Below are 23,820 nucleotides of genomic sequence, written 5' to 3'. Positions count from 1 at the left end.
TGCTAGCGCGTGGCGCCGAGCACCTTGAAGCGACGGCCGTCATGCAGCGTGCGCACCTCGCCGAACCGGTCGGCGATCACCTGCTCGTACGGGAGCGTGCGGTTAGCCACCAGCATCAGGCGTCCGCCGACCTTCAGATGCGTGTAGGCATCGGCGATGAACTGCCGCGGCACCATGAGATCGGTCGCCTTCCCCTGGTGGAACGGCGGGTTGGACACCACCACGTCGAAGGTCTCCGCGCCGACGGCGCCGCCGACATCGCTGGCCCGGACCTCGGCGTTGACGAGCTCGGCCTTGGCGATGCCGCGCGCCACGCAACGCACCGCTTCCGCGTCGGCGTCCACCATCAGCACCCGGCCGGTCCCCGACAGCGACGCGGCGGTGAGTCCCAACGCGCCAGCGCCGCATCCCAGATCGAGCACCGTCTCGCCGGCTCGGATGTCCATGAGGTGGCCGAGGATCTGCGTGGCCTCATCGAGATGCTCCCACGAGAACACGCCGGGGCGGGAGAAGAGCGTGTGGTGCACGCCCTTGACGGTGACCGGCACGTCGCGGAAGTGATCCGGATCGAGAAAGGGTGACGTACCGTCCGTGAGCGACGACGGGGCGATCTGCGTCTTGGTGGCCACCGCCATCCGATGCCCGCTGTGCTGGGCATCCAGACGCGCGATGCCGAAGATGGACTCCAGCAACCGCACGGCCGGCTTCACCCCTTCGTCGTTGGCGCCGGCGAGATAGCACTTGCCGCCCATACGGAGCGCATGAAACGCTTCCCAGATCAACTGCTGCAGCGCGAGCTTATCGGTGGACACGCGAATGGTGACCACGTCGGCCGCCAGCGCCAGCGGAAAGGCGTGGGTCCCGTGCGCGTGCACGACATGGGAGCCGGCAATGCCGTTGGCGAGCATCGTGCGCTCGGTGGCCTGGACCGACGGCAGCGAGCGGTCCGAGCACCAGAGTACCGAGGCGCCACCGGCCACCGCCGCGGCGGCCGGCACCAGGCCGTTGCCGCAGTTCAGGTGCACCGACGTGCTCCGACCCAGCGACGCCACCGCCTCGGCCAGCATCATCGACGCGGGATCGACCGTGCCGTGCGCGAACACCCCGGGCTTGGTGGCCACCAGCATCCGTGAGCCCGCGATCGAGAGCGGGGCGTTCTGCCAGAAGGCGTAGCGGTCGGGGGCGGCGGGAATCGTCATCAGTGCAGTCTAGTCGGTAACCCAAGCGGGCAGCGACGTCCCCGGGCGCGTTCATGCCGGAACGCGTACTTCCGCGAGACCATCGGTGAGGCGACCCGCCCGAACGGTCTGGGTGATCGTGACGTCGCGCATACACCTGCGCGAGTGAGCCGATGGATGTCTACGAAGCGGCAGGCCTCCCGCCGGTGCGCAGGAACTCGGCGAACTCCTCGGGCAGCCCCGCGTCGATCACCCCGCGAGCCGCCGCCTCCACATCATATGCCACGCGCACGAACTCCACCCGGGGCGCGCCCTCCCCGAGTTCGAGCCGCACGTAGCCCGCGCGCCAATCGCCGTCCTTCGGGCGTCCCACACTGCCGGTGTTGATGAAGTGCATGCCATCGACCACCCGATGCCATGGTTTATGCGTGTGACCGAAGGCGATCACGTCACCGGCCTTGAGTCCCACCACGGCCGCCATCTTCACACAAAACTCGTCGCTGCGGTCTTCCGTCCAGTACACCGTGTTGAGCGTCGGCGTGCCGTGTACCAGCACCAGCCGCGGCCCGCCGGCGTGCCCACCGAGCGGGCGTACGTCGAGTGAAAACGGCAACGCGGCCAGATCGCGCACCGTCTCGGCCGAGACTGCGCCGAGCGTGTACGAGTAGCTGATGTGCGCTAACTCTTCCTGTCGCGGCGTTTCACTCTTGCAGCCGCAGTGCTTGTAGGCGGTGGCCACCGTGGAATCGTAGTTGCCGGCAATACCCGCGATGCCGCGTGCACGCAAGCGCGCGACCACCTCGTTCGGCGCACTCGAATACCCCACGAGATCGCCGGCATGGTAGATCGCATCGACATCGCCACGCGCATCGATGTCGGAAAGCACGGCATCGAGCGCGTGGATATTGGCGTGGATATCGGAGAGGAGGGCGAATCGCATCAGGACGGGGCTATAGAGAAGTCGGAACGTCGCGCCCAGCGCGACGCTCTTGGCGTACTGGGGGGTGGTGCCGATACACCGGCGGGTGTCACGCGATTGAACACGGCATCTGCGCGCGTTCACCGACGCGTACCAGGGCGGCGGCGCGCTCGGCATCGAGTGCGGGAATACCCGTGAAGCACCCCCGCACGCACGCCACCAGGTTGCAGTGCACCGCGTTCGTCGGCTCGGCCAGTCGGTAGTGCACGAACTTCCACTCGCGTGTGGCCTCAACGAGACCCATGCGGCGCAGATAGGCCAAGTGCCGCGACACCGCCGGCTGGGCGAGCCCGAGCAACTCGACGAGGTCGCAGACGCAAAGCTCCCCCGCCGTCAGCGCGTTCAGGAGGCGGAGGCGTGTGGGGTCGGCAAACCCCTTGAACAGGGCGTCGAGGTCATCGAGCCCGACGACCGGGGCATCGGCCGCCGGATCATGCGTGGGGATGGCGCAGGCGGTCATGCAACGATGGGTGGCTGGATTGAACACGATCCACTGCGGACCAGCGCATCAAAATTGGATATGCGTATATGACCGGTCAACCCCGTCCGGTGATCCGGTTGCGGCGGGGCGACGAAAAGCGGGGCCACGCAAAACGGCGGCGGCATCGAGGAATCCGATGCCGCCGCCGTTGGTGCAGTGGGCCTTGTAGGAGTTGAACCTACGACCTCACGCTTATCAGGCGTGCGCTCTAACCACCTGAGCTAAAGGCCCGACGGAACAATCACTCGTTCCACCAGAGCCGCATAATGTATCCCGCCGAATAGCTCGGGGCAAGTGCAGCAGATTGCAAACGGGCGACGCCCAAGGAGCATCGCCCGTCCGTTTCACTCACGCGTCCGGATCATCGTCGTCGAATCCATCGACGTCAAAATCCAGATCGTCATCATCGTCGTCGTCCTCGTCGTCCTCGTCGTCCTCATCATCGAGGTCGTCGTCATCGTCATCATCATCGTCATCATCATCATCATCGAAGTCGACGTCATCTTCGTCGTCGTCATCGAGATCGTCGTCCAACTTCTCGTCGTCGAAATCTTCGTCGTCGGCCGCCAGCGAGAAAACCGACGACATCAACGTCTCTTCGAGCGCGTCCAGCGACGACGACCCGAACTGCTCCAACATGGGACGATTCTCCTGCGAGTGGTGATGGTGTTCCGCGCGCGTTCCGCCGATGGCCGAACGGCAGCGAGGTGGTCGAGCGGTGTGAACGGGAGTATCGGCAGACGCTCGCCGTCGCGCAACCCGAAACTACGCCTACGCTGCCGGATTAATGCGCGACGGGGGCGGAACGGTTCGCTCATGGACCGTTCACGCCATACCGTTCGCGACGCCCTACCTAGGCCATCCGTTCCCGTTTCGTTTCACGGTTGGTCCGCTTGCGGTCGCTCGTGGAAAGCAGGCGCTTGCGGAGCCGGATGTTGAGCGGGGTAATCTCGATGAGTTCGTCGTCTTCGATGTACTCGAGGGCGCTTTCGAGGGTGATTTCCCGGGGCGGCTCGAGGGTGATGTTTTCGTCGGTCGACTTGGTACGGATGTTCGAGAGCTTCTTTTCCTTGGTCGGGTTCACATCCATGTCGCCCGGACGTGAGTTCTCACCGATCAGCATCCCTTCGTACACCGCGTCGCCCGGCGTCACGAACAGCGTGGAGCGCTCCTGCAAGCTGAACAGGGCGAACGCGATGATCGTGCCGTTTTCCATCGACACGAGCACGCCGCGCGAGCGGCCCGACAGGGGGCCGGCCCACGCCCCGTACTCGAGGAAGCGGTGGTGCATGATGCCCGTGCCGCGCGTGTCCGTGAGGAACTCGCTGCGGTAGCCAAAGAGCCCGCGCGCCGGCACGCGATACAGCAGGCGCACCAGCCCCTGCCCCGGGTTCTTCATCTCGATCATTTCGGCCTTGCGCGGTCCGAGCTTCTCGATGACGGTGCCGAGGTATTCCTCGGGCACGTCGATGGCGAGCTCTTCGAACGGTTCCAGCTTCTGACCGTTCTCATCGGTGCGCAAAATCACCTTGGGTCGCGACACCTGGAATTCGAAGCCTTCGCGCCGCATCGTCTCCATGAGAATGGAGAGGTGCAATTCACCGCGCCCAGAGACACTCCACGCATCGGTGGAATCGCTGTCTTCGACCTTGAGCGCCACGTTGCGCTCGAGCTCCTTGTACAGGCGCTCACGCAGCTGACGCGACGTGACGAACTTGCCGTCCTTGCCTGCGAACGGCGAATTGTTGACCACGAAGTCGACGCTGATGGTGGGCGACTCCACACTGATGCCGGGGAGCGGCTCCTGATGGTCGGGATCGGTGAGCGTGCTGCCGATGTCGACATCCTCGAAGCCGGCCAGCAGTACAATCTCGCCCGCCGAGGCTTCCTGAATTTCCACGCGCTCGAGCCCTTCGTAGCCGTACAACTTCGATACACGACCACGCTGAATCGGCTTGTCGCTTTCGAACGGCAACAACGTGACCGAGTCGCCGGTGTGCACAACGCCACGCTCCACGCGGCCGATCGCCATGCGACCGAGGTACGCCGAATACTCGATGGTAGACACGAGCATCTGGAACGTCCCTGCCGTATCGGACGGGGGCGGCGGCACGGTGTCAACGATCGTCTGATACAACGGCTGCAGATCGACCGGCGTGACATCCATGTCCATCGTGGCGAGCCCCTGCTTCGCGCTGGCGTACACCACCGGCGCGTTCAGCTGCTCTTCCGTTGCTTCGAGTTCGATGAACAGCGACAGCACTTCATCGTGCACGCGCAACGGATCGGCGCCCGGGCGGTCGATCTTGTTGATCACGATGATCGGGGTGCGTCCGAGTTCGAGCGCCTTGCGAAGCACGAACCGCGTCTGTGGCATCGGACCGTCGAACGCGTCCACGACCAGCAGCACGCCCTCGACCATGCGCAGAATGCGCTCCACTTCGCCACCAAAGTCGGCGTGCCCCGGGGTGTCGACGATGTTGATCTTCGTGTCGTTCCAGCGGATCGACGTATTCTTGGCGAGAATGGTGATTCCGCGCTCTTTTTCAAGCGGATTGGAATCCATCACGCGTTCTTCTACGACCTGATTTTCGCGGAAGGCTCCAGCCTGGCGGAGCATCTTGTCGACGAGGGTGGTCTTCCCGTGGTCGACGTGCGCGATGATGGCGACGTTGCGAATCTGCATAGCCTCAAAAGTTAGTGGGGCCATGCACTTAGAGACAATGGGGGGACTCGGTAACGGACGCGTGACGGTGTGCGTCGCTCAGGCCGAGGCCATCAGCCGACGCGTCGTCGATCCACCATGTCCACCGCCAGTCGCATCGCCGCGATCAGGCTTTCCGGGCTCGCCACTCCCAGCCCCGCGATATCCAGCGCCGTGCCATGATCCGGGCTCGTGCGCACGAAGGGGAGCCCCAGCGTGACGTTCACCGCACGACCGAAGCTCGCCACCTTGATGGCTGTCATCCCGACATCGTGATACGGCGCGATCACCGCGTCGAACTCGCCTCGCATGGCCCGCACGAACACGGTGTCGGCCGGGAACGGCCCCGCCATGCCCGCTTCCCGGGCTACGGGAGCCAGCAGGTCGTCGTCTTCGTGCCCGAACCGCCCGCTGTCGCCCGCGTGCGGATTGAGGGCACACAGGGCCAACTTCGGCGCAGCAATGCCGAAGTCGTGGCGCAGCCCCTCGCGGGTGGCGGAGGCCGCCTGCAGTAGCGCCTCGCGCGTGACCGCCGCCGGCACGTCCCGCAGCGCGATATGCGTGGTGGCCAGCACCACCCGCAGCGTGTCCGACGCCAGCATCATCGTGGCCGGCACCCCGGCCAGCTCGGCCAGCATTTCCGTGTGCCCAGGAAAATCAAACCCGCCCGCCTGCAGCGCCGCCTTGTCGAGCGGGGCGGTCACGATGCCGCTCACCTCACCCGCCAGCGCCATCCGAGCGGCCCGCTCCACCGCGAGGCCGGCCAAACGTCCGGCGTGCGCGGTGTCGACGACACGATCCCCCGTGGGCGCCCACACACCGATCGACTCGTGTACCGGCACCGCTGTGCCGGTCGGGCCGATGACATACCACGAAGCGCCCAGTGCCGCGATCCGCGGGTCACTGAGCGCCTTGGCGGCGATCTCCGGGCCGATGCCACGGGGATCGCCAAGGGTGAGCGCGAGGCGCACCACGGTCTCCGCGTTACGGCGTGACCGTCTGCTTCGACGGATCGTACCGCACCGACACGTACGTCTGCTTCTTGAGCGAATCGATGAGCCGCCGCATGCTGCGCTCTTCGGAGAGCTGCGACCGCAACCGCTCGCGGACTTCCTTGAGCGTGTACTCGCCGGCTTCATCGAGGAAGGTGACCTGCGCGACGATGAACTTGCTCACGCCAGCCGACGGATCCGGCATCGGGAACGGATCGATGATGTCGCCCAGCTGCTTCCCCTCGAGCGCATTTCGGTACGGCTCGGGGAGCTCGCTGCGCGGATACTCGGGGATCGACTTGTCTTCGCCGCCGGCATCGTCGTGGAACTTGACGCTGAGCGAATCGAAGCTGCCACCGGCACGCCATATGGTCGCGATGCTGTCGGCCAGCGCCTTCGCGCGCCGCTCATCGGCCGTGTCGACCGTGGGCCGGATGAGGATGTGGCGGGCCTTCACTTCGGCCGGCTGCACACGATCCACGCGGATGATGTGATAACCGAACGCCGTCTCGATCACCGGGCTGATGATGCCCGGGTTCAGGGCGAACATCATGCGGTCGAACTCGGGGACCATGCGGCCACGCCGGTTCCAGCCAAGGTCTCCGCCGAGCTCCTTCGTGCCGTCCATCGACTCCTTCTTGGCGATGTTCTCGAAGTCTTCCGGGTGCGTATCGAGCTCCGCACGCAGCGAGTCGATCTTCGCGCGCGCCTTCTTCTTCGACTCCTCCGACGGCTTGGTGGCAATGACCACCTGACGCAGGCCAACGCGCGCGGCCTTGCGCGGCAGCTTCTCGCGGTTGGACTCGAACGCCTCGTTGATCTCGGCTTCCGACACATTGATCGCCGTCATCTTGCCGTCGCGTTTGAGCTTGCCCACGACTTCCTGCTGCAGGTTGCGACGCTTCAGCTGGTCGCTCTGCAGCTTGCGCCACTCGTCGATCGTACCGAATCCCGCGTCCTTGAGGGCGGCCTTGAACTCGGCTTCCGTCTTGAACTGCGAGCGGATCTGCTTCTCGTTATCGTCGACGGAGCGCTGCAGTTCGGCCTCGTTGGGCTCGACTTTCAGCTCCTTCGCCTTCTGCACGAGCAGCTCGGCTTCCACCAGCTGCTGCAGAATCTCCACCTCGAGCTTCACGAGATCCTGCGCCGACGTGACCTTGGCCCCGGCCGAGCGGGCCGAATTGACCGCGGCGAGCACCTCGGACACGAGCACCACCTGATCACCAACCACGGCGGCGATGCCGTCGACCGGCAACCCCTTGGGCTGCACCGTATCAACGGCAGCGGCCTTGGGAGCCGGCTTCGGCGCGTCCTGCGCCGACGTAACCGACAACGGCGCCGCGATGATCGCGGCGCCGGTCAGCAGAGAAAGCAGTCTGGGCATCATTCCGTATAGTACCCGGTCGGATGACCAGGGGTTCGTTTTTGGACGGGCTTACTTCTTCGTCGTGTCCGGCGTGGGAGCCGGCGTCGGCGCCGGGGCACCGGCCGGCGCCGCCGCGCCCGGGGCGCCCTTGCCGGCCTTCAGCGAATCCGACGTGGCACGCACCGTCTTGGCCTTTTCGACGACCTTATCGAGGCCCGCATCGTTGATCGAGAACGCGTACTTCTTCTGCAGCGCATGGGCGACCGGGTACGGCACGTCCACGAACGGCACTTCGTTCTTGATCAGCTTGTCGAAGAACGCTTCGATCCGCGTCGCGGCCAGCTTCGACTTGTCGCCACCAGCCTTCGCGCTGTCGGCGAGCTTCGACGGCTCGACGTTGAGCGAGGTCCACGTCTGGGTGACGGCGTTCTTGAAGTTCAGGTACAGGTTGGACAGCTCGGCCGTATCGAGCGTCGCCTTGGCGCTGTCGGCCTGATGCAGCACGAGCTCGTTCCGCACGATCTGCCGCACGAACTTCTCGACGAGCGAATCGGGCGCGTTCAGGAGCTGCGGCCGGATCTGCGAATTGGGCGGATAGGCCGCCACCCAATCGGCGAATTCTGCCGCCGTGAGTTCGCCGCTCTTGTAGGTGGCGAGCTTGTCGCTGTCCTTGGCGTAGCCAAGCGGGTTGCGGGCAATGGCCTTGGCCTTCACCGCCACGCCCGAGGTCAGCGCGACCCCGTTCGACGACTCGACCTTCGCGAGGTAGGTGCTCTCGGCGATCTGCACGTTCCGCTGCTTGGCGAGCGGCGCGAACTTTTCGGCGACGTCGGCATACGGCGAGCGGTAGATCACATGGAAACCGAACGACGTGGCGCACACCGGCGAGATCTCGCCCGGCTTGATGGCCATGACGCACTTCTCGAACTCAGGCACCATCATGCCCTTGCCGAACAGGCCAAGGTCGCCGCCGCGCTCACCCGCGCCCGGCTCGTCGCTCTTGGCGGCCAGCTTGGCGAAGTTGGCCGGCGTGGCTTCGGCACGAATGCCTTCGGCCTTCTTCATCGCGGCCGCTTTCTGCTCGGGCGTCGCGTTGGCTTCGACCTTCACGAGGATGTGACGGGCGGCCATCGCTTCGCCGCTCATGTAGCGCTGCTCGTCCGGTCCCGGGGTGAGCGTGTCCCAGCCCTTCGAGACGTTGTCGTAGAACTTCTTGACGCGGATGTTGTCGATGTTCGACCACAGCGCCGCATCCATGGTCTTCTTATCGGAGAGCGAGTCGCCCTTGGCGGCCGCCGCACCCACGAGCTGGTAGTTCACCCAGAGCTCGGCAATGGAACGGGCGACGTCCTTTTCGAGCGGAGCCTGCGACGTGCCCAAGATGTCCGCCAGGCGCGTCACGGAGAGCTGCTGGTCACCGGCCGAGGCCGCGACGTCCGGGTTGGACGAGGCACCGCAGGCGACGGCGAACGCGACGGCAGCAAGCACGGACAAACGATACGATTTCATCAGGTCGAACTCCGGCACCGGAGTGAAGAGAAGTGTTGGTGTGACCCCAGCGGCATCCGTTCGGGTGCCGTCAGGGCGCGAGGGCACGCAGCGCGCGCACCAGGCCCTCGAGCATTTCCGCCCCACCCAATCGGGTCAACTTCAGCGCCAGCGGCTGCGTCCGCCGAACGTCCACTTGAAACTGGACGCCGTGGAATGCCGCTGACAGCCCCTTCAGGCGAGGAACTGCGTCAGCCCTGAAACTAACACGGGCTTCGGAGGCGCGCACAAGCACCCCCTCCACCCCAAGGGCGGCGCCCAGCACCCGGAGCATCGCGCTGGCGAACAGCGCCTGCGCCGCCGCCGGCATGGGCCCGAACCGATCGCGCACCTCCAGTTGCAGCGCCTCGATATCCTTGGGCTCGCGAAGGGCCGTGAGCCGGCGGTACACGTCGAGCTTGGCTTCCTGTGACGTGATATAGTCGTCCGGCAGGAAACTGGGGAAATCGAGCGACACGTCGGCCGGGATCCAGGCCTTCTGACCGCCCGTTTCCGACAGCTGGCGCACGGTTTCGTCGAGTAGCCGGAGATAAAGGTCGAACCCCACGGAGTGCACGAAACCCGACTGCTCCGACCCCAGCAGATTTCCGGCGCCGCGCAACTCGAGGTCCTTCAGGGCAATGCGGTAGCCGGCGCCGAGCTCTGTGTGGTGCTCGAGTACGGCCAGGCGGCGCTCGGCGTCCTCGTCGACCCGGTCGGGCACCAGCAGGTAGCAGTAGGCCCGTCGGTGCGACCGACCCACGCGCCCGCGCAGCTGATAGAGCTGCGCCAGCCCCAGATGATCGGCCCGGTTCACGAACATGGTGTTGGCGTTCGGCACGTCGAGCCCGCTTTCCACGATGAGCGTGGACACCAGAATGTCCACTTCGTGATCCACGAACTGGCGCATCACCGTTTCGAGCTCGCGCTCCTTCATCTGCCCATGCCCCACCGCCACGGTGGCGCGCGGCACGATGCGGCGCAGATGATCGGCGATGGCTTCGATCGTCTCGATGCGATTGTGCACAAAGAACACCTGACCGCCGCGGTCGAGCTCGCGCGAGATCGCTTCCTCGATCAGCGCATCGTCGAACGGCTCCACGAACGTGAGCACCGGCGAGCGATCGCGCGGCGGCGTCTGCATGAGCGTGAGGTCGCGCAGTCCCGCCAGGCTCTGGTGCAGCGTACGGGGAATCGGCGTGGCCGTGAGGGTGAGCACGTCGGTTTGCAGCTTGAGCTGCTTCAGCCGCTCCTTGTGCTTCACGCCGAAGCGGTGCTCTTCGTCCACGATGATGAGGCCGAGATCGGCGAACTCCACGTCGGGGCTGAGCAGACGGTGCGTGCCGATCACGATGTCGATCTGCTTCTGCTTGAGCCGCTCCACGACCACCGCCTGTTCCTTCGCGGTCTGGAAGCGACTCATGACTTCCACGGTTACCGGGAAGTCCGCCAACCGATCGCCGAAGCTGCGCGCGTGCTGCTCCGCCAGAATGGTCGTCGGCACCAGCACCGCGACCTGACGGCCACCCTGCACCGCCTTGAAGGCAGCGCGAATCGCGATCTCGGTTTTCCCGTAGCCCACGTCGCCCACCAGCAACCGGTCCATGGGACGGTCGCTCTCGAGGTCGCGCTTCACATCTTCGGTGGCTTTCCGCTGGTCGGGCGTGTCTTCGAACAGGAACGAACTTTCGAGCTGGCGCTGCCACGCCGTGTCCACGCCGTGTGTGGGGCGCGTGGCCACTTTACGGCGCGCGTACAGATCGAGCAACTCCTGCGTCATCTCGAGAATCGCCATGCGCGTCTTCTCGCGCTGCTGCTTCCAGCGATTCCCGCCCAGCTTGTGCAGCCGCGGGGCGGGGGCATCTTCCGACACATCGCTCGCACTACGGTACCGCTCGATCTGATCGATGCGATACAGCGGCACGTTCAGGCGATCGCCACCTTCGTACTCGATGACCGCGGCTTCGATCGTGCTTTCGCGCACGAAGATCCGTTCGATGCCGCGATAGATGCCGATGCCGTGCTCGAGGTGCACCACGTAATCGCCGGGCTTGAGCGCCCCGATGGTGTCGAGCGGCGCCCCCGTGGTGTACTTGCGCGTGCGGCGCAGCCGGCGATCACGTCGAAAAATCTCGTGATCGGTAAGCACGCGCACGACATTCGGGATGATGAAGCCGCCGCCGAGCACGCCGATGGCCAGCGCGGCCGACAGAGGTCCGTCCTCGCTGAGCAGTTCGTCGAGGCGCTCTACCTGACCGGCGTTGTCGCACAGAATGATCGTGGGCAACCCGTCGCGCTGCAGTTTGCGCAGCACGCGCAAATCACGCGAAATCGATTCCGGTGGCCGCGTGGCGAACACCACGTCGGGCTCGGGGCCCTGCGGCTGGAGATCGGCCGACGAGGCACTGACGGCGCGTTGCGGCGGCGGGGCGAGGCGAATGGTGCCGAACCGGGCGAGTGTCGATGCCATCTCGGGCGGTGGCACGAACAACCGGTCGCGACGCACCCACTCTTCGCCACGGCGACGTGCCAGTTCGAGATGGTGCTCGGCTTCATCCCACGTGCGCACGAGTTCCGGCAACACCGACGTGCCCGAGGGCATCACGACCACCGCATCAGGCGGCCACAACGACGGCAACGACACGCGTTCGGCGTCACCCTCGTCATCACGGACGCGCCCGTCGACCGGCAGGATCAGCGCGAGCTCGGCATCACGCGTACTGCGCTGCGTGTTGAGATCGAAGTGGCGCAGTTCGGCGATGTCGTCGCCCCAGAACTCGAGGCGCACCGGCTCAGCCATGCCGAACGAGTAGATGTCGACGATGCCGCCGCGCACCGAGAACTGCGCGACGTCTTCGACCATCGGTACGCGTTCGAACCCGATCGCGTCGAGGTGCGCGGTGAGCTCTTCCAGACGACGGACGTCGCCCTTGCGCAGCTCGAGCCGCGCGCCGGCAAGCGCCCGTGGCAGCGCGGTTTGCTCGAGCACCGCTCGGGCGGTGGTGAGCAGCAGGCGTACCCCGCTGCGCCCCAGCTTCTCGAGCGTCTCCACCCGTTCGCCGGCGACCTCGGCGTGCGGCTCGACCTCGCCGAATCCCTCCCGGGGCGGGTACAGCGCCACCGGGATGTCGTCTACCAGCGACTGGAGGTCAGCCAACCACCGTTCGGCGTCGCCCACCTGATCGGTGATGACCACCACCAATCGTTGCGGGAGCGCGCGGGCGAGGGCGGCCACGAACACGGCGTCGGCGGATCCGGCGAGGCCGCCGACGCGAAGACTCTGCCCCGGACCGGGAATCGCTTTATGAAGTCGCGCGAACGCCGGGAGCGCTTCGATCGCATCGAGCAGTCGGGGAAGGCCCATCAGTGTCGCGCCAGCCAGGCTTCGGCCAGCAACGCCGCGAGGGCGAGGGCGACCAGCGGCAACAGCAGCCCGTGACCGGCGGCGCGATCGAACACCAGACGGCGCCATGCACTCACGCTCGTAGCCGGCGCGACGTCGCGTCCCACCAGGTGCGTGCGCATGACGGCCACCGCGCTATCTGCTCCTCCCTGCCCCATCCCCACCACGTCCGACTCCTCTGGCTCCGGATTCACCACCAGCGCGCCGATGCGCGCGGCCTGCCGACGGAGGAAGTACACCCCCGCCTCATTGGGAACGACGAGACGGTCGCCATTCGTGCCCACGATCTTTCCGTCGGGCGCTTCGAGTGCCGTGACACCGCGGAAGCCGGCCAAATGTTCGCCCGGCACGGCGTCGATGAGCCGTCCGTCGTCACCAAGCCGACGGGACAGCGCCTCCAACAGCCACGGCACGAATGCCGCGCGCAGCGGCAACTCCGTCGCTTCGGGGTCGAGCGGCGATCCGATCAGCACGTAGCCATCGCCGGCGACCGCCCACGCCGACCCACCGGCGGTGGCCAGCGTGTCGGGTATCGCCGCGGCATTCGCGCCAGTCGCGGCGGTAGTGCCACCCGGCGAGTACACCAGCGGATAGCGTAACCGTACCGGCGTGCCTTCGAACACTCCGACCGACGCCGCATTCGTATCGAGCGGCACTCCGCCGGTGCTCGCCGCCCGCGCGAGTACGAGGTTGCGCGCGATCGCCCCGAAGCGCCACGGGATGCCCAAGCGGGTGAGGGTGCGATTGGCTTCCCCGATGCGCACCGGATCGCGCGGTGCCGTGAGCAGCACCGGCAATCGCACCCCAGCCGCGTCCGCGCCCGCCACCGTCACGCTGCGCGCCGCGCCTTCGGCCCCGCGCTCGAGTCGCTTTTCCTCGACCAGCGTGGAGAGGGCGGCCGACAAGAACGGCCCCCCCTCGCTGCGCACGGTCACCATCGGTGGCGGGGCCACGCGCACGGCAAACCAGCGCGCGTCGTCGGCCCGCAAGGCATCGGCGTCGACTTCCACCTTGCCGCGCACCCAGCCCGTGGTGCTGCTGGCGAGGCGCTGCGTGAGGCGCACCGGCGCGCCAACGGGCGCACTGGCCACGGCGCCCCGCGCGACCGTGCGTCCGTCCAGCAGCAGCCGCCAATCGGAGGAATCGGGGGCGCTGATAGCGAAGGTCACGGTCCCCGACGGCGTCCACCGGGTGGGCTCGGCCCGCGCCGCCAGCACCGCACGGTTACGCACGGTGGTCGTCCCATGCGCCAGGATGACGACCGGCACCACGCCGGCGTCCACCACGCTGTCGGTCGCGAAGGCGTTGCGTTGCCCATCGCTCACGATCGCCACGACCGGCGCGCGCGGACTGCCGCTGCGCGCAAGCCCCACGGCGCGGCGCGTGGCGGAGGCCAGATCACCACGACCGCCCAACGGCGCGAGGCCATTCAGCGACTCCAGCAACGACGGCGCACTGCCGCCGATTACGCGGCCATCGGCCGTCACGACCCAGGCGCGATCGTCGTTGGACAGCTCCGACAGCAGGCCGCGGACATCAGCCCGCAAGCTGTCGAATACCGACCGCTCGCTGCCGACCATACCGGTGCTCATGGAGTTGTCGAGCACGATGGCGAGGGCGACCGGGGCGTGCCCGAGCCCGGCGAGCTTGGCAATCGGACGCGCCGCCGCCAGCGCCAACGCCAACACGGCGAGGATACGCAGCAACAGCAGCAGCCGGTGACGCAGCTTGAGATCGCGGCTGTGTTCCTGTTCCATGCGCGTGAGGTAGCGCACGGCGGGGAAATCCACCGTCCGACCAACCTTGCGGCGCAACAGATGCACGAGCAACGGCACGCCGACCAGCGTGGCCAGCGTGAGAAACAGCGGAGCGAGAAACGCCATCGAGAGGCTGCGAGAGGACTACGATAAAGGCGGGAACATCAGAAGCTGCACGGGCCGCAGATCGCCATCAGATCGCCATCAGATCATGGCGCCGCGACCGTTCACGCCGACCAGATGGCGCAGCGGGCGGCCGAACGGCTCATCGGTCATGGCCACCGCATAGCGTGCGCCGGCCCGGCCCAGTGCGGCGCGCCACTCGGCGAGCGCCTCCTGCACGGTGGTTTGGTATGTGGTACGTACATCGGCGGGGGACGCCGGCACTTCGATCTTCGATTCCGGATCGCGATAGCGCGCCTCCCCCGAATCGGGGAAGTCGCGTTCGGCCGGATCCATCACGTGCAGGACGAGCACCTCGTGGCCACGGGCCCGCAGCGTACGCGCGGCGTCGGCCACCGGCTCGGGGTCGGTGAGCAGGTCGGACAACAACACCACGAAACCCGGACGACGGACCAGCCGACCCGCCTGCAGTAGGGCGCCCGCCACATCGGAGCTCGTGCCGCCGCCCGGCTCGGAAAACGCCGCCATGAGCCGACGCCACTGGGTGCGCTGCGAGCGCGGCGGCACCACGTCGCGCAGGGTGGCGTCGAACCGAACCAGCCCCACGGCATCGCGTTGCCGCAACAGCAACAGCGCCACCGCCGCCGCCAGGCGCTCGGCATACGCCAGCTTGGTGAGCCGCGCGGGATCGCTGGTCCATTGCATGGAGGCGCTCACGTCGAGCACCAACATGGCCCGGGCGTTTGTCTCTTCCTCGAACTGCTTGACCACCCAGCGGTCGGCGCGGCCGGCGATGCGCCAGTCGAGATAGCGCAGGTCGTCGCCCGGCATGTACGGCCGGTGCTCGGCGAACTCGACACTGAATCCCTTCCGCGGCGAGCGGTGCATACCGGTCACGAAGCCGTCGACGACCCAGCGGGCGACGAGCTCCAGGTGGCCAAGGGCCGCCAGAACGGTGGGGTCGAGTTGATCGGCGCGTGGCTGGGACATGTGCGGGAAGAATAGTACGCTGACCGCGGATGTGGGCGGGGGTCTGCCGGCGACCATTGAGCGTTTGACATGTACGGCCGATACCCCAATTATAGTTGAGGAGCGATGAATCATTTCCTTCGGGTCGGAGTGCGAAGATGACCAGAGCATTGGGAATTCTGGCAGCCGCGGCGTCCCTGACGCTGAGTGGCACCGCGTTGGCACAGCGTGCGACCACGAGTTCAGCTCCGGCGGCGCCCACCCCGCGGGTGACGGTCACGGGCGTCACCGCCGTGACGTCGCTTGCCGACTGGCCCGGACTTTCGCTCTCCGTGAACCGTGACGCGTACGTCACGGTGTTTGCCGTCACGCGCACCAAGGGTTCGGCACTGCCGATCCAGATTCTCTCGCCGGCCCGCCCCACCGACGCCGGCAAGCTCAAAGCGGGCAAGACGGTCAAGCCCCGTCGTCTGCTCGGCGATGAGGCCCTGCATCTGCTGAACTACGGCGAGTCGCCGCTGATCGTCGCGATCGCCTCGAACGTGAAGCCCGAGTTGGCCGCATTCAAGGCCGGAGGCGGCTGGGGCCACGACCTGCTCATGGACACGTTGGCGGGCAGCGAACAGCAGCTGATCGAGATTCTGGCCAAGACGATTTATGAAGCCGGCGTGCCGATTGACGCTGTGATCAGCCAGCCCAGCACCATTTCGCCGGTGCCGGTGATCAGTGGCGCCTTCGCCTTTGGGAACGGACCCGTCACGGTGGCGCGGTACACCACCAGCATCAATGGCGGCCTCAGCCTCGCCATGCTCGATCCGATCATCATGACGGCCAACGTCTACCAGTATTCCGGGATGCTGCCGCAAGACTACATCAGCGGTGCCCCCTTTACGCTGAAGGGCGGCGCGGTGGCGGCGATCGAGGGCGGGCGCATTGTCTACCTGCCCCCGCCGCCGAAGCCGCCCACCGCCGAGCAGCGGGCCGGCCAGCCTGGCGCCGGGGCCGGGACGACGCCGCCTCCGCCTCGCTAACCGAGTCATCCCAACGTGTTACACGGCGGCCGCTCTCTCGTGACGGCCGCCGTTTTCACATCCGGGCACCAGATTGCCGCCGGAATCGATTATCTTGAAAGGCTGTCCACGCATCGCCCCTTCTAGCAAGGCATTCCGTTGGAACTCAGTCACATCCGCAACTTCTGCATTGTCGCGCACATCGATCACGGCAAGTCCACTCTCGCGGACCGCCTGATCGAGAAAACCGGCACGTTACAGAAGCGAGAAATGAAGTCTCAGGTGCTCGACACGCTCGACCTCGAGCGCGAACGCGGCATCACGATCAAGCTCAATGCCGTGCGCATGAGCTATAAAGCGGGCGACGGGGAGAACTACGAGCTCAACCTGATCGACACGCCGGGCCACGTCGACTTCACGTACGAAGTCTCGCGGTCGCTCGCCGCCTGCGAAGGCGCGATCCTGGTGGTCGATGCGTCGCAGGGCATTCAGGCGCAGACGCTGTCGAATCTGTTCCTCGCCATGGACGCCGGCCTGGAAATCATTCCGGTGCTCAACAAGATCGACCTGCCCGGCGCCGAGCCGGAACGTCGGCGGCAGGAAGTGGTGGATCTCATTGGCTGCATGCCGGAAGACGTGCTCTGTGTGAGCGGCAAGGAAGGCACCGGCGTGCCCGAACTGCTCGAAGAGATCGTGCGGCGCGTGCCCCCGCCGAACGGCGATGTGAACGGTCCCCTGCGCGCGCTGATCTTCGACTCGTACTACGACAAGTATCGCGGCGCCATTCCCAGCATTCGCGTGGTCGACGGCTCGATGCGGAAGGGCACCAAGATCACCTTCGGTGCATCGGACAACGTGTACGAAGTGGCCGAGGTGGGCTACCTGCAGCTGCGTCAGGTGCCCACCGACGTGCTGCATGCCGGCGAAGTGGGCTACGTGCTTGCCGCCGTGCGATCGGTGCGCGAAACGCGCGCCGGCGACACGATTTTCGACCAGGACAATCGCGCCCCCGAAGCGCTCCCCGGCTACCAGGAAGTGAAGTCGTTCGTATTCGCCGGTATCTACCCGACCGACACCACGCAGTACGAAACGCTGCGTGATGCGCTCGAGAAGATGAAGCTGAACGACGCGTCGCTGCAGTACGAGCCCGAAACGTCCACCGCGCTCGGCTTCGGATTCCGTTGCGGATTCCTCGGACTGCTGCACATGGAAATCGTGCAGGAGCGCCTGGAGCGCGAGTACAACCTGGATCTCGTGACCACGGTGCCCAGCGTGGAGTATCAGGTCACGAAAACTGACGGCACCGAACTGCTCATCGAGAACCCCGCCCTCATGCCCCCGGCGGTGGTCATCACGCGGGTGAAGGAGCCGTACGTGCGCGCGCGCATCATGTGCCCGTCGGACTACATCGGCCCCATCATGACGCTCGGCATGGAGCGTCGCGGCATCTACAAGAACACGCGCTTCCTCGACACCGTGCGCGTGGAGCTCGACTGGGAATTCCCGCTCGGCGAAATCATTCTCGACTTCTTCGACAAGATGAAGACGGTGAGCCGCGGCTACGCCTCACTGGACTACGAGATCCTCGAGTATCGCGAGAGCGATCTCGTACGCCTCGACATGCTGATCAACGGCGACGCGATCGACGCCTTCTCGGTGATCGTGCACAAGGACAAGGCGTACGAGTGGGGCCGCAAGGTGGCCGAGAAGCTCAAGGAACTGATCCCGCGCCAGATGTTCGAAGTGGTCATTCAGGCCACGATCGGCATGAAGGTCATCGCCCGTGAAACGGTGAAGCCGTTGCGCAAGGACGTGACAGCGAAGTGCTATGGCGGCGACATCTCGCGGAAGCGGAAGCTGTTGGAGAAGCAGAAGGAAGGAAAGAAGCGCATGAAGCAGGTCGGCAGCGTGGAGATTCCGCAGGAAGCATTCCTTGCAGTCTTGCAGGTCGACTGATTCTCACGTGAGTTTCGAGTGGCGGGTGAGGGTTTCGAGTGCTGTGTAGCAAACACTCACCACTCGAAACTCGAACTCGCAACGCGAAACTCACGTGACGACGTCGGCGATACTCCAAACCTCGTTCTTAGGCGACATGATCCTCACGACCCCGCTCATCGAGCGGCTGGCTCGTGAGGGCGAGGTGCACGTGGTGGCGACGCCGGCGAATGCGGCGGTGCTGGCGAATCACCCGGCGGTCGCGTCGGTCCTTGTGTACGACAAGCGAAAGTCCGACGCGGGCGTGGCGGGGCTGCGACGGGTGGCGGCGCGATTGCGGGCGACCGGCGCGACCACCGCGTACATGGCGCAGGGCTCGTGGCGTACGGCCGCGCTGGCGAGACTGGCCGGCGTGCAGAGCGTCGGGTTCGACACGTCGGCGGGACGGTGGCTGTACTCGCGCCGTGTGGTATACCGGACAGACTGGCACCACGCACGGCGGCTGTGGGCGTTGGCGAGTGATCCGCGCGAGCCTCCCGGGCCACTACGACCGTCGCTCTTTCCCGGCCCGACTGATCAGGCGCAGGTTGCCGCCCTGCTGGACGCCGCCGGCGTTCGTACCGGCGATCCGCTGATTGCGCTCGCACCGGGCAGCGTCTGGGCCACCAAACGCTGGCCGTCGTACGACGCACTGGCAGGTGATCTCGTGGCGCGCATGCCCGACTGCCGCATGGTGGTCATCGGCGCGGGCGGCGACGCGCCGTTGGCTGCCGCGATTCACGCGGCGGTGCAGGAGCGCGGCGGTCCTCCCGTGATCGACGCCACCGGCAAACTCTCCCTGCTCGGCTCGGCCGCCCTGCTCTCCCGGTGCGCGGTGCTCGTCACCAACGACTCGGCACCGCTGCATCTCGCGAGCGCGATGAACACGCCCACGGTGGCGCTATTCGGGCCCACGATACCGGCCATGGGCTTCGGCCCGTTGGCCGAGCGACAGCACGTGCTCGGGCGCGAGGAACTCACCTGTCGCCCCTGCAGCGCGCACGGCGGATTGGCGTGTCCACTGGGACACTGGAAGTGCATGCAGGACATTTCCGCGAGCAGCGTCGCCGAGCAGGTGGAGCGGGTCGGGCGCGCAGGCTAGTATCGAAATGCCGGCTTGAGCCTGCGCCACCACTGCTCGTCGAAGGCCGAGATGGCGAGGGGATTGCCCACCGAGGCATCCGCTTCCTCGCCGTGCCGCACGACCACGAGTTCGAGACTGGGCACCACGTAGATCTTCTTGTCGCCCTTCCCGAGCGCCGCTACCAGATCCGCGGGCGCCGACGGAATGAGCGGCCCCGATTGCGAGGGGAGCAGATACGGCCCGGGCGTGCGATAGCTGCTGCTGCCGTTGAGCCACCAGAGCAGGCCGTATCCGGCATTGTCCGGCGGTGTGGCGCGCCAAGACGCGGCGAACCATGCGCTGTCGGCGAGCACGGGCACGCCGTTCCATCGGCCGCGATGGAGTGCCAGCAGGCCGAATCGCGCCATGTCGCGGGCCGTGCTGCTGAGAATCCAACCCAGTTCGCCAGTGTCGACGTTGGGGAACCAGGTGGAGGCGGACATGCCGATGCGATCGAACAGCAGACGCCGCGAGACCGTGTTGATCGACTCACGGCTGGCTGCCTGCACGACCCCGAACAGCTGGTAGTAGGCGGGATTGTTGTAGTAAAAGCGCGTACCGGGGGGCACGATGGTTTGCAGGGAGTCGTTGAGCCCGGACATCATTCCCAGAAGGTGCCGCACCGTGATGCGGGACTCGGTGCCGGGGCTACGCGACCAACCCACACCCAGGTACCGTGTGACCGCGCTGTCGAGCGAGAGTTGTCCCGACCGCGCGAGTTCTCCCGTGATGGCGCTGAGCACCGACTTGCTGGCTGACGCGATGATGGAGTCCTTCGTTGGCGTCCAGCCGTTCCAGTACCTTTCGGCGACGATCCGTCCACGCCACAGCACCACGACGGCGGTGGATCGTTGCGTGCCCGCCCAGTCGAGGGCCGAGGTGAGGGCGGCCATGTCGTAGCCGAGTCGCGCGCCGGAGACCGTGTCCCACGACACCCCCGTGGTCGGGGGGAAGTAGGCCGCCAACGTGCGCGGATCGATCGCGCTGGGTGGCGACGGCGGTGCTGGCGCCGTTGGTGTGCCGGCTCCGTCCGGGCTGGCGCACGCGGTGGCGGCTCCCAGCCCGACCGTGAAGGCGAGCGCGAGAACTCGGGACAGCCGCATGGCAAGCAGGCACGGTGTGCGACGCGTGGGCAGAAGGCGCATGCCCTTTGGACGACCGACCGCGGCGCACGTTAACCGTGAGAACCACCGGCACCACCGCCGCCGCTGGGTGGCCGCATTATCTTTTCGGCTTATGACTGCCCTTCCAGCCAATCAGTTCATTGTCGGTGTCGACCTCGGCGGCACCAACATTGTCGTGTGCGCGATGTCCGCCGATGGATCGCACCAGTACGGTCTCCGCTCCGAACCCACCGGCGCGCACGACGGTGCGGACGGCGTGATTCGACGGATGGCCCGCATGGTGAACGAGGCGGTGGCTGACACGATGCGTGAAGCCGACGTGTCGCGGGAAGCGTTTCTGGGCGTTGGGGTGGGAGCTCCCGGTCCGCTCGATCGCGAGCAGGGCATCGTCCTCGTGGCACCAAACCTCAACTGGCACAACATCCCGCTGCGCGATCGTATGACCGAGCTCACCGGCTTGCCGGCGGCGCTCGACAACGATGCGAACTGCGCGACGTACGGCGAATGGTGGGTGGGCGCGGCGAAGGGGGCGAGGAACGTGATCGGCATGACCATCGGCACCGGTATCGGTGGCGGCATCATCCTCGATGGACGCCTGTATCACGGTTCGAGCGACGTGGCCGGCGAAATCGGCCATACCACGATCGACCAGACCGGTCGTCGCTGCGGCTGCGGAAACTACGGCTGCCTCGAGGCCTATGCGTCGGGCACGGCGATTGCCGAACGCGCGCGTGAGGCGCTGTCGTTCGATCAACAGTCGATTCTGCCGGAGCTGGTCAACGGCGACGTGTCCAAGATCACGGCGGCCACCGTGTATGCCGCGGCCGCGCAGAGCGACGCCGTGGCCATCGAGATCGTGCGCGACACGGCCCGCTTTCTGGGCACGGGGATCGCGAATCTGCTCAACGTGTTCAATCCCGATTGCGTCGTGATCGCCGGTGGCGTGACACAGGCTGGCGAAGCGTTGTTCGTGCCGCTGCGTCAGGAAGTGCGTCGTCGCGCGTTCAAGCCGGCGGTGGATGCCTGTCGAATCGTGCCCGGTACCCTGCCCGGCACGGCCGGTGTCGTGGGTGCCGTGGCCACGTTCATCGCGCAGCACACCGGTCGGCCTCCCGCGTGACGGCCGCTCCGTCGCCCACCGCCACGCGAAAGAAGCGGGTCGGCGTGATCGGCTCGTTCGTGTGGGACGTGCTGCACGGCCGTGACAAGCGCAGCGTACCGGTTGAAGAGTGGGGCGGCATCACCTACTCGCTCTCGGCGCTCGATGCCGCGTTGCCCGATGACTGGGAAATCGTGCCGCTGGCGCGCGTGGGCGACGATCTGGTGGATCGTGCGCGACTCTTCTGCCGGTCGCTGCGGCACATGGCACCCGACGCCGAGATCATCGGCGTGCCCTATCCCAACAATCGGGTGGAGCTACGGTATCTCGATGACGAACGTCGCACCGAACATCTCACCGGCGGTGTGCCCGCCTGGACGTGGGTGGGGCTCAAGCCGGTGCTCGATGCGGCTCGACTGGATGCGCTCTACATCAACTTCCTGAGCGGCTGGGAGCTCGACCTCGAGACGACGCAGCTGGTGCGGGCGCATTTTCGTGGCCCGATCTACTGCGATCTGCACATGAAGATCATGGCCGTGCTTCCCGACGGATTGCGCGTGGCACAACCGCTGCCCGACGTGGCGGCATGGTGCGCCTGCTTCGACGTGCTGCAGGTGAATGAAGACGAGATGCAGATGATGGCGCCCGACTCGATGGCGTTGGCGGCGACGGCCGTGGCGGCGGGGGTGTCGTGTCTGTGTGTCACGCTCGGCAAGCGCGGGGCGGTGTACGTGGCGGCGCCTGGCTTCGAGGGGCTGAGTGATCTGCCACCAGCGCGAGGTCACACATCTGCGCTATCCACATCCTCCCGTGGTGGTAGTGGTGCCCTCGGTGCGCTGCGCACGGGGCTGGTGCCAAGTGTTCCGCCACGCATCGATGGCCCCGGCGATCCCACCGGCTGTGGCGATGTCTGGGGGGCCACCCATTTCTCGCGGCTGCTGGCGGGTGATAAGTTGACGGAGGCGATTGCGACGGCCAACGCGGCCGCGTCGCGCAATGTCGAGCATCGCGGGGCCACCGGGCTCGCGAATCATCTCCGCGGAGAGCTGAGTCTTTCGTGACGACTGTCATCAGCGTGCCGCCCTCCCTCGATGAGCAGAGCGTCGAGCAGGTCTTCGAGCAGTTGGCGTTGGTACCCGACGGCGCCAAGATTCTCGTGGACGCGCGCCATGCACGGTGGGCGTCGCCATATGGGCTGACCGCCCTGCTGTGCGTCGCACAATCGCGCGCCGACCGGATGGGCTTCGCGGTGCCTGACCATGCCGATACGGTGTCGTACTGGTCGCGTGCCGGCTTCTTCCGCCACGCGGCGGAGTTGTACGACCTGCATGGAACCGTGCCGCGGGCGCGCGAGGCGCACGAGTCGGACGTGCTGCTGGAGATCACGCCGATCACGAAGAGCGACGACGTCCACGGCGTGGTGGGGCGCATTCAGCAGAAGGCCGCAGATATTCTGCACGGCCAGCTCAATCTCGACACGGCCATCACCGGCGCGTTCGGCATGACGCTGAGCGAATCGTGTCAGAACATCGTGGAGCACGCCGGCCTTGGCGGATGGGTCGGGGTGCAGACGTACAAGTACGCCCGCCGTCTCGGACGTCGCGTGGTGGTGATCGCGGTGTGCGACGCCGGCGTGGGGTTCCGGAAATCCCTCGAGAGTTCACCGGGGCATCGTCGGAACGATCGCTGGGACGACGCGATGGCGCTGGAAGATGCCGTGCTGCGCGCAGTGAGTCGCTTCCGGCACGGCGACAAGGGGCGTGGTCAGGGGCTGGCCGGCATTCGTCGCTTCGTGGGCCGGTGGGATGGCAAGCTGTCGGTGCGCAGCGGCACCGCACGCATTGCCATCACACCCGATTGGGACGAGGACGTACCGATGACCGAAGGGCTCCCGTTTTTCCCCGGCGCGCAGATGCAGGTCACGATCCCTGAACGCCTCGGCGACGCCCCCGTGCGGGCGCGTAACGCCGGCGCGTCGCGCGCCCGTCCGCAGGCCGCGCGGTGAGGACAC

19 protein-coding genes and 1 tRNA gene are annotated in these 23,820 nt (G+C 66.4%); 6 read left to right on the top strand and 14 right to left on the bottom strand.

Annotated elements, in window-relative coordinates; translation table 11 throughout:
* Window positions 1–2: 2 nt before the first annotated feature.
* From ACIRA7_RS00315 to ACIRA7_RS00260, 12 genes are all read right to left on the bottom strand, one after another.
* The gene (locus tag ACIRA7_RS00315; protein ID WP_396218791.1) at window positions 3–1,199 is read right to left on the bottom strand and encodes a methyltransferase; all 1,197 of its coding nucleotides are present in this window, start codon (window positions 1,197–1,199) and stop codon (window positions 3–5) included.
* 160 nt (window positions 1,200–1,359) lie between these two features.
* Complete coding sequence (locus ACIRA7_RS00310) at window positions 1,360–2,118, bottom strand: metallophosphoesterase family protein (protein WP_396218790.1); 759 nt, start codon at window positions 2,116–2,118, stop codon at window positions 1,360–1,362.
* Between the two features lie 88 nt (window positions 2,119–2,206).
* A complete protein-coding gene (locus ACIRA7_RS00305; RefSeq protein ID WP_396218789.1) occupies window positions 2,207–2,617 on the bottom strand; it encodes an ArsR/SmtB family transcription factor in 411 nt (136 codons plus the stop codon).
* 178 nt (window positions 2,618–2,795) lie between these two features.
* Window positions 2,796–2,869: transfer RNA gene (locus ACIRA7_RS00300), tRNA-Ile, on the bottom strand.
* A gap of 117 nt (window positions 2,870–2,986) precedes the next feature.
* Window positions 2,987–3,277 (bottom strand): hypothetical protein, encoded by a 291-nt coding sequence (locus ACIRA7_RS00295; protein ID WP_396218788.1) that lies wholly within the window; start codon window positions 3,275–3,277, stop codon window positions 2,987–2,989.
* 214 nt (window positions 3,278–3,491) lie between these two features.
* The gene (typA, locus tag ACIRA7_RS00290) at window positions 3,492–5,324 is read right to left on the bottom strand and encodes a translational GTPase TypA (RefSeq protein ID WP_396218787.1); all 1,833 of its coding nucleotides are present in this window, start codon (window positions 5,322–5,324) and stop codon (window positions 3,492–3,494) included.
* Between the two features lie 92 nt (window positions 5,325–5,416).
* On the bottom strand, window positions 5,417–6,313 hold the full coding sequence (pdxA, locus tag ACIRA7_RS00285) for a 4-hydroxythreonine-4-phosphate dehydrogenase PdxA (protein WP_396218786.1): 897 nt from the start codon (window positions 6,311–6,313) through the stop codon (window positions 5,417–5,419).
* Between the two features lie 13 nt (window positions 6,314–6,326).
* Window positions 6,327–7,718: a peptidylprolyl isomerase gene (locus ACIRA7_RS00280; protein ID WP_396218785.1), complete on the bottom strand. Its 1,392-nt coding sequence runs from the start codon at window positions 7,716–7,718 to the stop codon at window positions 6,327–6,329.
* 51 nt (window positions 7,719–7,769) lie between these two features.
* Entirely contained in the window at window positions 7,770–9,209 is a 1,440-nt protein-coding gene (locus tag ACIRA7_RS00275; RefSeq protein ID WP_396218784.1) for a peptidylprolyl isomerase, read from the bottom strand.
* Window positions 9,210–9,279: 70 nt separating this feature from the next.
* The gene (mfd, locus tag ACIRA7_RS00270; protein WP_396218783.1) at window positions 9,280–12,591 is read right to left on the bottom strand and encodes a transcription-repair coupling factor; all 3,312 of its coding nucleotides are present in this window, start codon (window positions 12,589–12,591) and stop codon (window positions 9,280–9,282) included.
* Window positions 12,591–14,513: a BatA domain-containing protein gene (locus ACIRA7_RS00265; RefSeq protein WP_396218782.1), complete on the bottom strand. Its 1,923-nt coding sequence runs from the start codon at window positions 14,511–14,513 to the stop codon at window positions 12,591–12,593. Before ACIRA7_RS00265 ends, mfd begins: the two co-directional genes overlap by 1 nt.
* A gap of 78 nt (window positions 14,514–14,591) precedes the next feature.
* Window positions 14,592–15,500: a DUF58 domain-containing protein gene (locus ACIRA7_RS00260; RefSeq protein ID WP_396218781.1), complete on the bottom strand. Its 909-nt coding sequence runs from the start codon at window positions 15,498–15,500 to the stop codon at window positions 14,592–14,594.
* A 137-nt stretch (window positions 15,501–15,637) separates the two neighbouring features.
* On the opposite strand from ACIRA7_RS00260, the gene ACIRA7_RS00255 reads away from it, so the two are divergent.
* Window positions 15,638–16,510 carry a hypothetical protein gene (locus ACIRA7_RS00255; RefSeq protein WP_396218780.1) on the top strand — a complete coding sequence of 291 codons (873 nt, stop codon included), beginning with the start codon at window positions 15,638–15,640 and terminating at the stop codon, window positions 16,508–16,510.
* A gap of 18 nt (window positions 16,511–16,528) precedes the next feature.
* Here the strand turns inward: ACIRA7_RS00255 and ACIRA7_RS00250 are convergent, their stop codons facing one another.
* Complete coding sequence (locus ACIRA7_RS00250; protein ID WP_396218779.1) at window positions 16,529–16,699, bottom strand: hypothetical protein; 171 nt, start codon at window positions 16,697–16,699, stop codon at window positions 16,529–16,531.
* On the opposite strand from ACIRA7_RS00250, the gene lepA reads away from it, so the two are divergent.
* Together lepA and ACIRA7_RS00240 are read left to right on the top strand one after the other, a co-directional pair.
* Window positions 16,643–18,445 carry a translation elongation factor 4 gene (gene lepA / locus ACIRA7_RS00245; protein WP_396218804.1) on the top strand — a complete coding sequence of 601 codons (1,803 nt, stop codon included), beginning with the start codon at window positions 16,643–16,645 and terminating at the stop codon, window positions 18,443–18,445. The two genes, ACIRA7_RS00250 and lepA, sit on opposite strands and share 57 nt — an antisense overlap.
* 136 nt (window positions 18,446–18,581) lie before the next feature.
* Window positions 18,582–19,565 (top strand): glycosyltransferase family 9 protein, encoded by a 984-nt coding sequence (locus tag ACIRA7_RS00240; protein ID WP_396218778.1) that lies wholly within the window; start codon window positions 18,582–18,584, stop codon window positions 19,563–19,565.
* On the opposite strand, the gene ACIRA7_RS00235 is transcribed toward ACIRA7_RS00240, so the two are convergent.
* Window positions 19,562–20,731: a serine hydrolase domain-containing protein gene (locus ACIRA7_RS00235; protein ID WP_396218777.1), complete on the bottom strand. Its 1,170-nt coding sequence runs from the start codon at window positions 20,729–20,731 to the stop codon at window positions 19,562–19,564. The genes ACIRA7_RS00240 and ACIRA7_RS00235 overlap by 4 nt on opposite strands.
* 91 nt (window positions 20,732–20,822) lie before the next feature.
* Between ACIRA7_RS00235 and ACIRA7_RS00230 the strand changes: the two genes are divergently transcribed.
* The 3 genes from ACIRA7_RS00230 to ACIRA7_RS00220 are packed head-to-tail and all read left to right on the top strand — an operon-like array spanning window position 20,823 to window position 23,814.
* The gene (locus ACIRA7_RS00230) at window positions 20,823–21,830 is read left to right on the top strand and encodes an ROK family protein (RefSeq protein WP_396218776.1); all 1,008 of its coding nucleotides are present in this window, start codon (window positions 20,823–20,825) and stop codon (window positions 21,828–21,830) included.
* Complete coding sequence (locus tag ACIRA7_RS00225; protein WP_396218775.1) at window positions 21,827–22,870, top strand: PfkB family carbohydrate kinase; 1,044 nt, start codon at window positions 21,827–21,829, stop codon at window positions 22,868–22,870. Before ACIRA7_RS00230 ends, ACIRA7_RS00225 begins: the two co-directional genes overlap by 4 nt.
* On the top strand, window positions 22,867–23,814 hold the full coding sequence (locus ACIRA7_RS00220; protein ID WP_396218774.1) for a hypothetical protein: 948 nt from the start codon (window positions 22,867–22,869) through the stop codon (window positions 23,812–23,814). The genes ACIRA7_RS00225 and ACIRA7_RS00220 overlap by 4 nt, the downstream gene beginning before the upstream one ends.
* The last annotated feature ends 6 nt before the right edge of the window (window positions 23,815–23,820 follow it).

The sequence above is a fragment of the Gemmatimonas sp. genome (assembly GCF_044376735.1).
In the GTDB taxonomy this organism is placed as follows: domain Bacteria; phylum Gemmatimonadota; class Gemmatimonadetes; order Gemmatimonadales; family Gemmatimonadaceae; genus Gemmatimonas.
Note: the sequence above shows the minus strand (reverse complement) of the source record. Positions and strands in the feature narration are given on the sequence as shown.

Bases quoted from the DNA above. Each gene is read 5' to 3' on its own strand.
- ACIRA7_RS00255 (WP_396218780.1), top strand. From the start codon at position 15,638: ATGACCAGAGCATTGGGAATTCTGGCAGCCGCGGCGTCCCTGACGCTG.
- ACIRA7_RS00265 (WP_396218782.1), bottom strand. From the start codon at position 14,513: ATGGCGTTTCTCGCTCCGCTGTTTCTCACGCTGGCCACGCTGGTCGGC.
- ACIRA7_RS00295 (WP_396218788.1), bottom strand. From the start codon at position 3,277: ATGTTGGAGCAGTTCGGGTCGTCGTCGCTGGACGCGCTCGAAGAGACG.
- ACIRA7_RS00315 (WP_396218791.1), bottom strand. From the start codon at position 1,199: ATGACGATTCCCGCCGCCCCCGACCGCTACGCCTTCTGGCAGAACGCC.
- ACIRA7_RS00275 (WP_396218784.1), bottom strand. From the start codon at position 9,209: ATGAAATCGTATCGTTTGTCCGTGCTTGCTGCCGTCGCGTTCGCCGTC.
- ACIRA7_RS00235 (WP_396218777.1), bottom strand. From the start codon at position 20,731: ATGCGCCTTCTGCCCACGCGTCGCACACCGTGCCTGCTTGCCATGCGG.
- ACIRA7_RS00310 (WP_396218790.1), bottom strand. From the start codon at position 2,118: ATGCGATTCGCCCTCCTCTCCGATATCCACGCCAATATCCACGCGCTC.
- mfd (WP_396218783.1), bottom strand. From the start codon at position 12,591: ATGGGCCTTCCCCGACTGCTCGATGCGATCGAAGCGCTCCCGGCGTTC.
- ACIRA7_RS00230 (WP_396218776.1), top strand. From the start codon at position 20,823: ATGACTGCCCTTCCAGCCAATCAGTTCATTGTCGGTGTCGACCTCGGC.
- ACIRA7_RS00260 (WP_396218781.1), bottom strand. From the start codon at position 15,500: ATGTCCCAGCCACGCGCCGATCAACTCGACCCCACCGTTCTGGCGGCC.
- typA (WP_396218787.1), bottom strand. From the start codon at position 5,324: ATGCAGATTCGCAACGTCGCCATCATCGCGCACGTCGACCACGGGAAG.
- ACIRA7_RS00305 (WP_396218789.1), bottom strand. From the start codon at position 2,617: ATGACCGCCTGCGCCATCCCCACGCATGATCCGGCGGCCGATGCCCCG.
- ACIRA7_RS00280 (WP_396218785.1), bottom strand. From the start codon at position 7,718: ATGCCCAGACTGCTTTCTCTGCTGACCGGCGCCGCGATCATCGCGGCG.
- ACIRA7_RS00240 (WP_396218778.1), top strand. From the start codon at position 18,582: ATGATCCTCACGACCCCGCTCATCGAGCGGCTGGCTCGTGAGGGCGAG.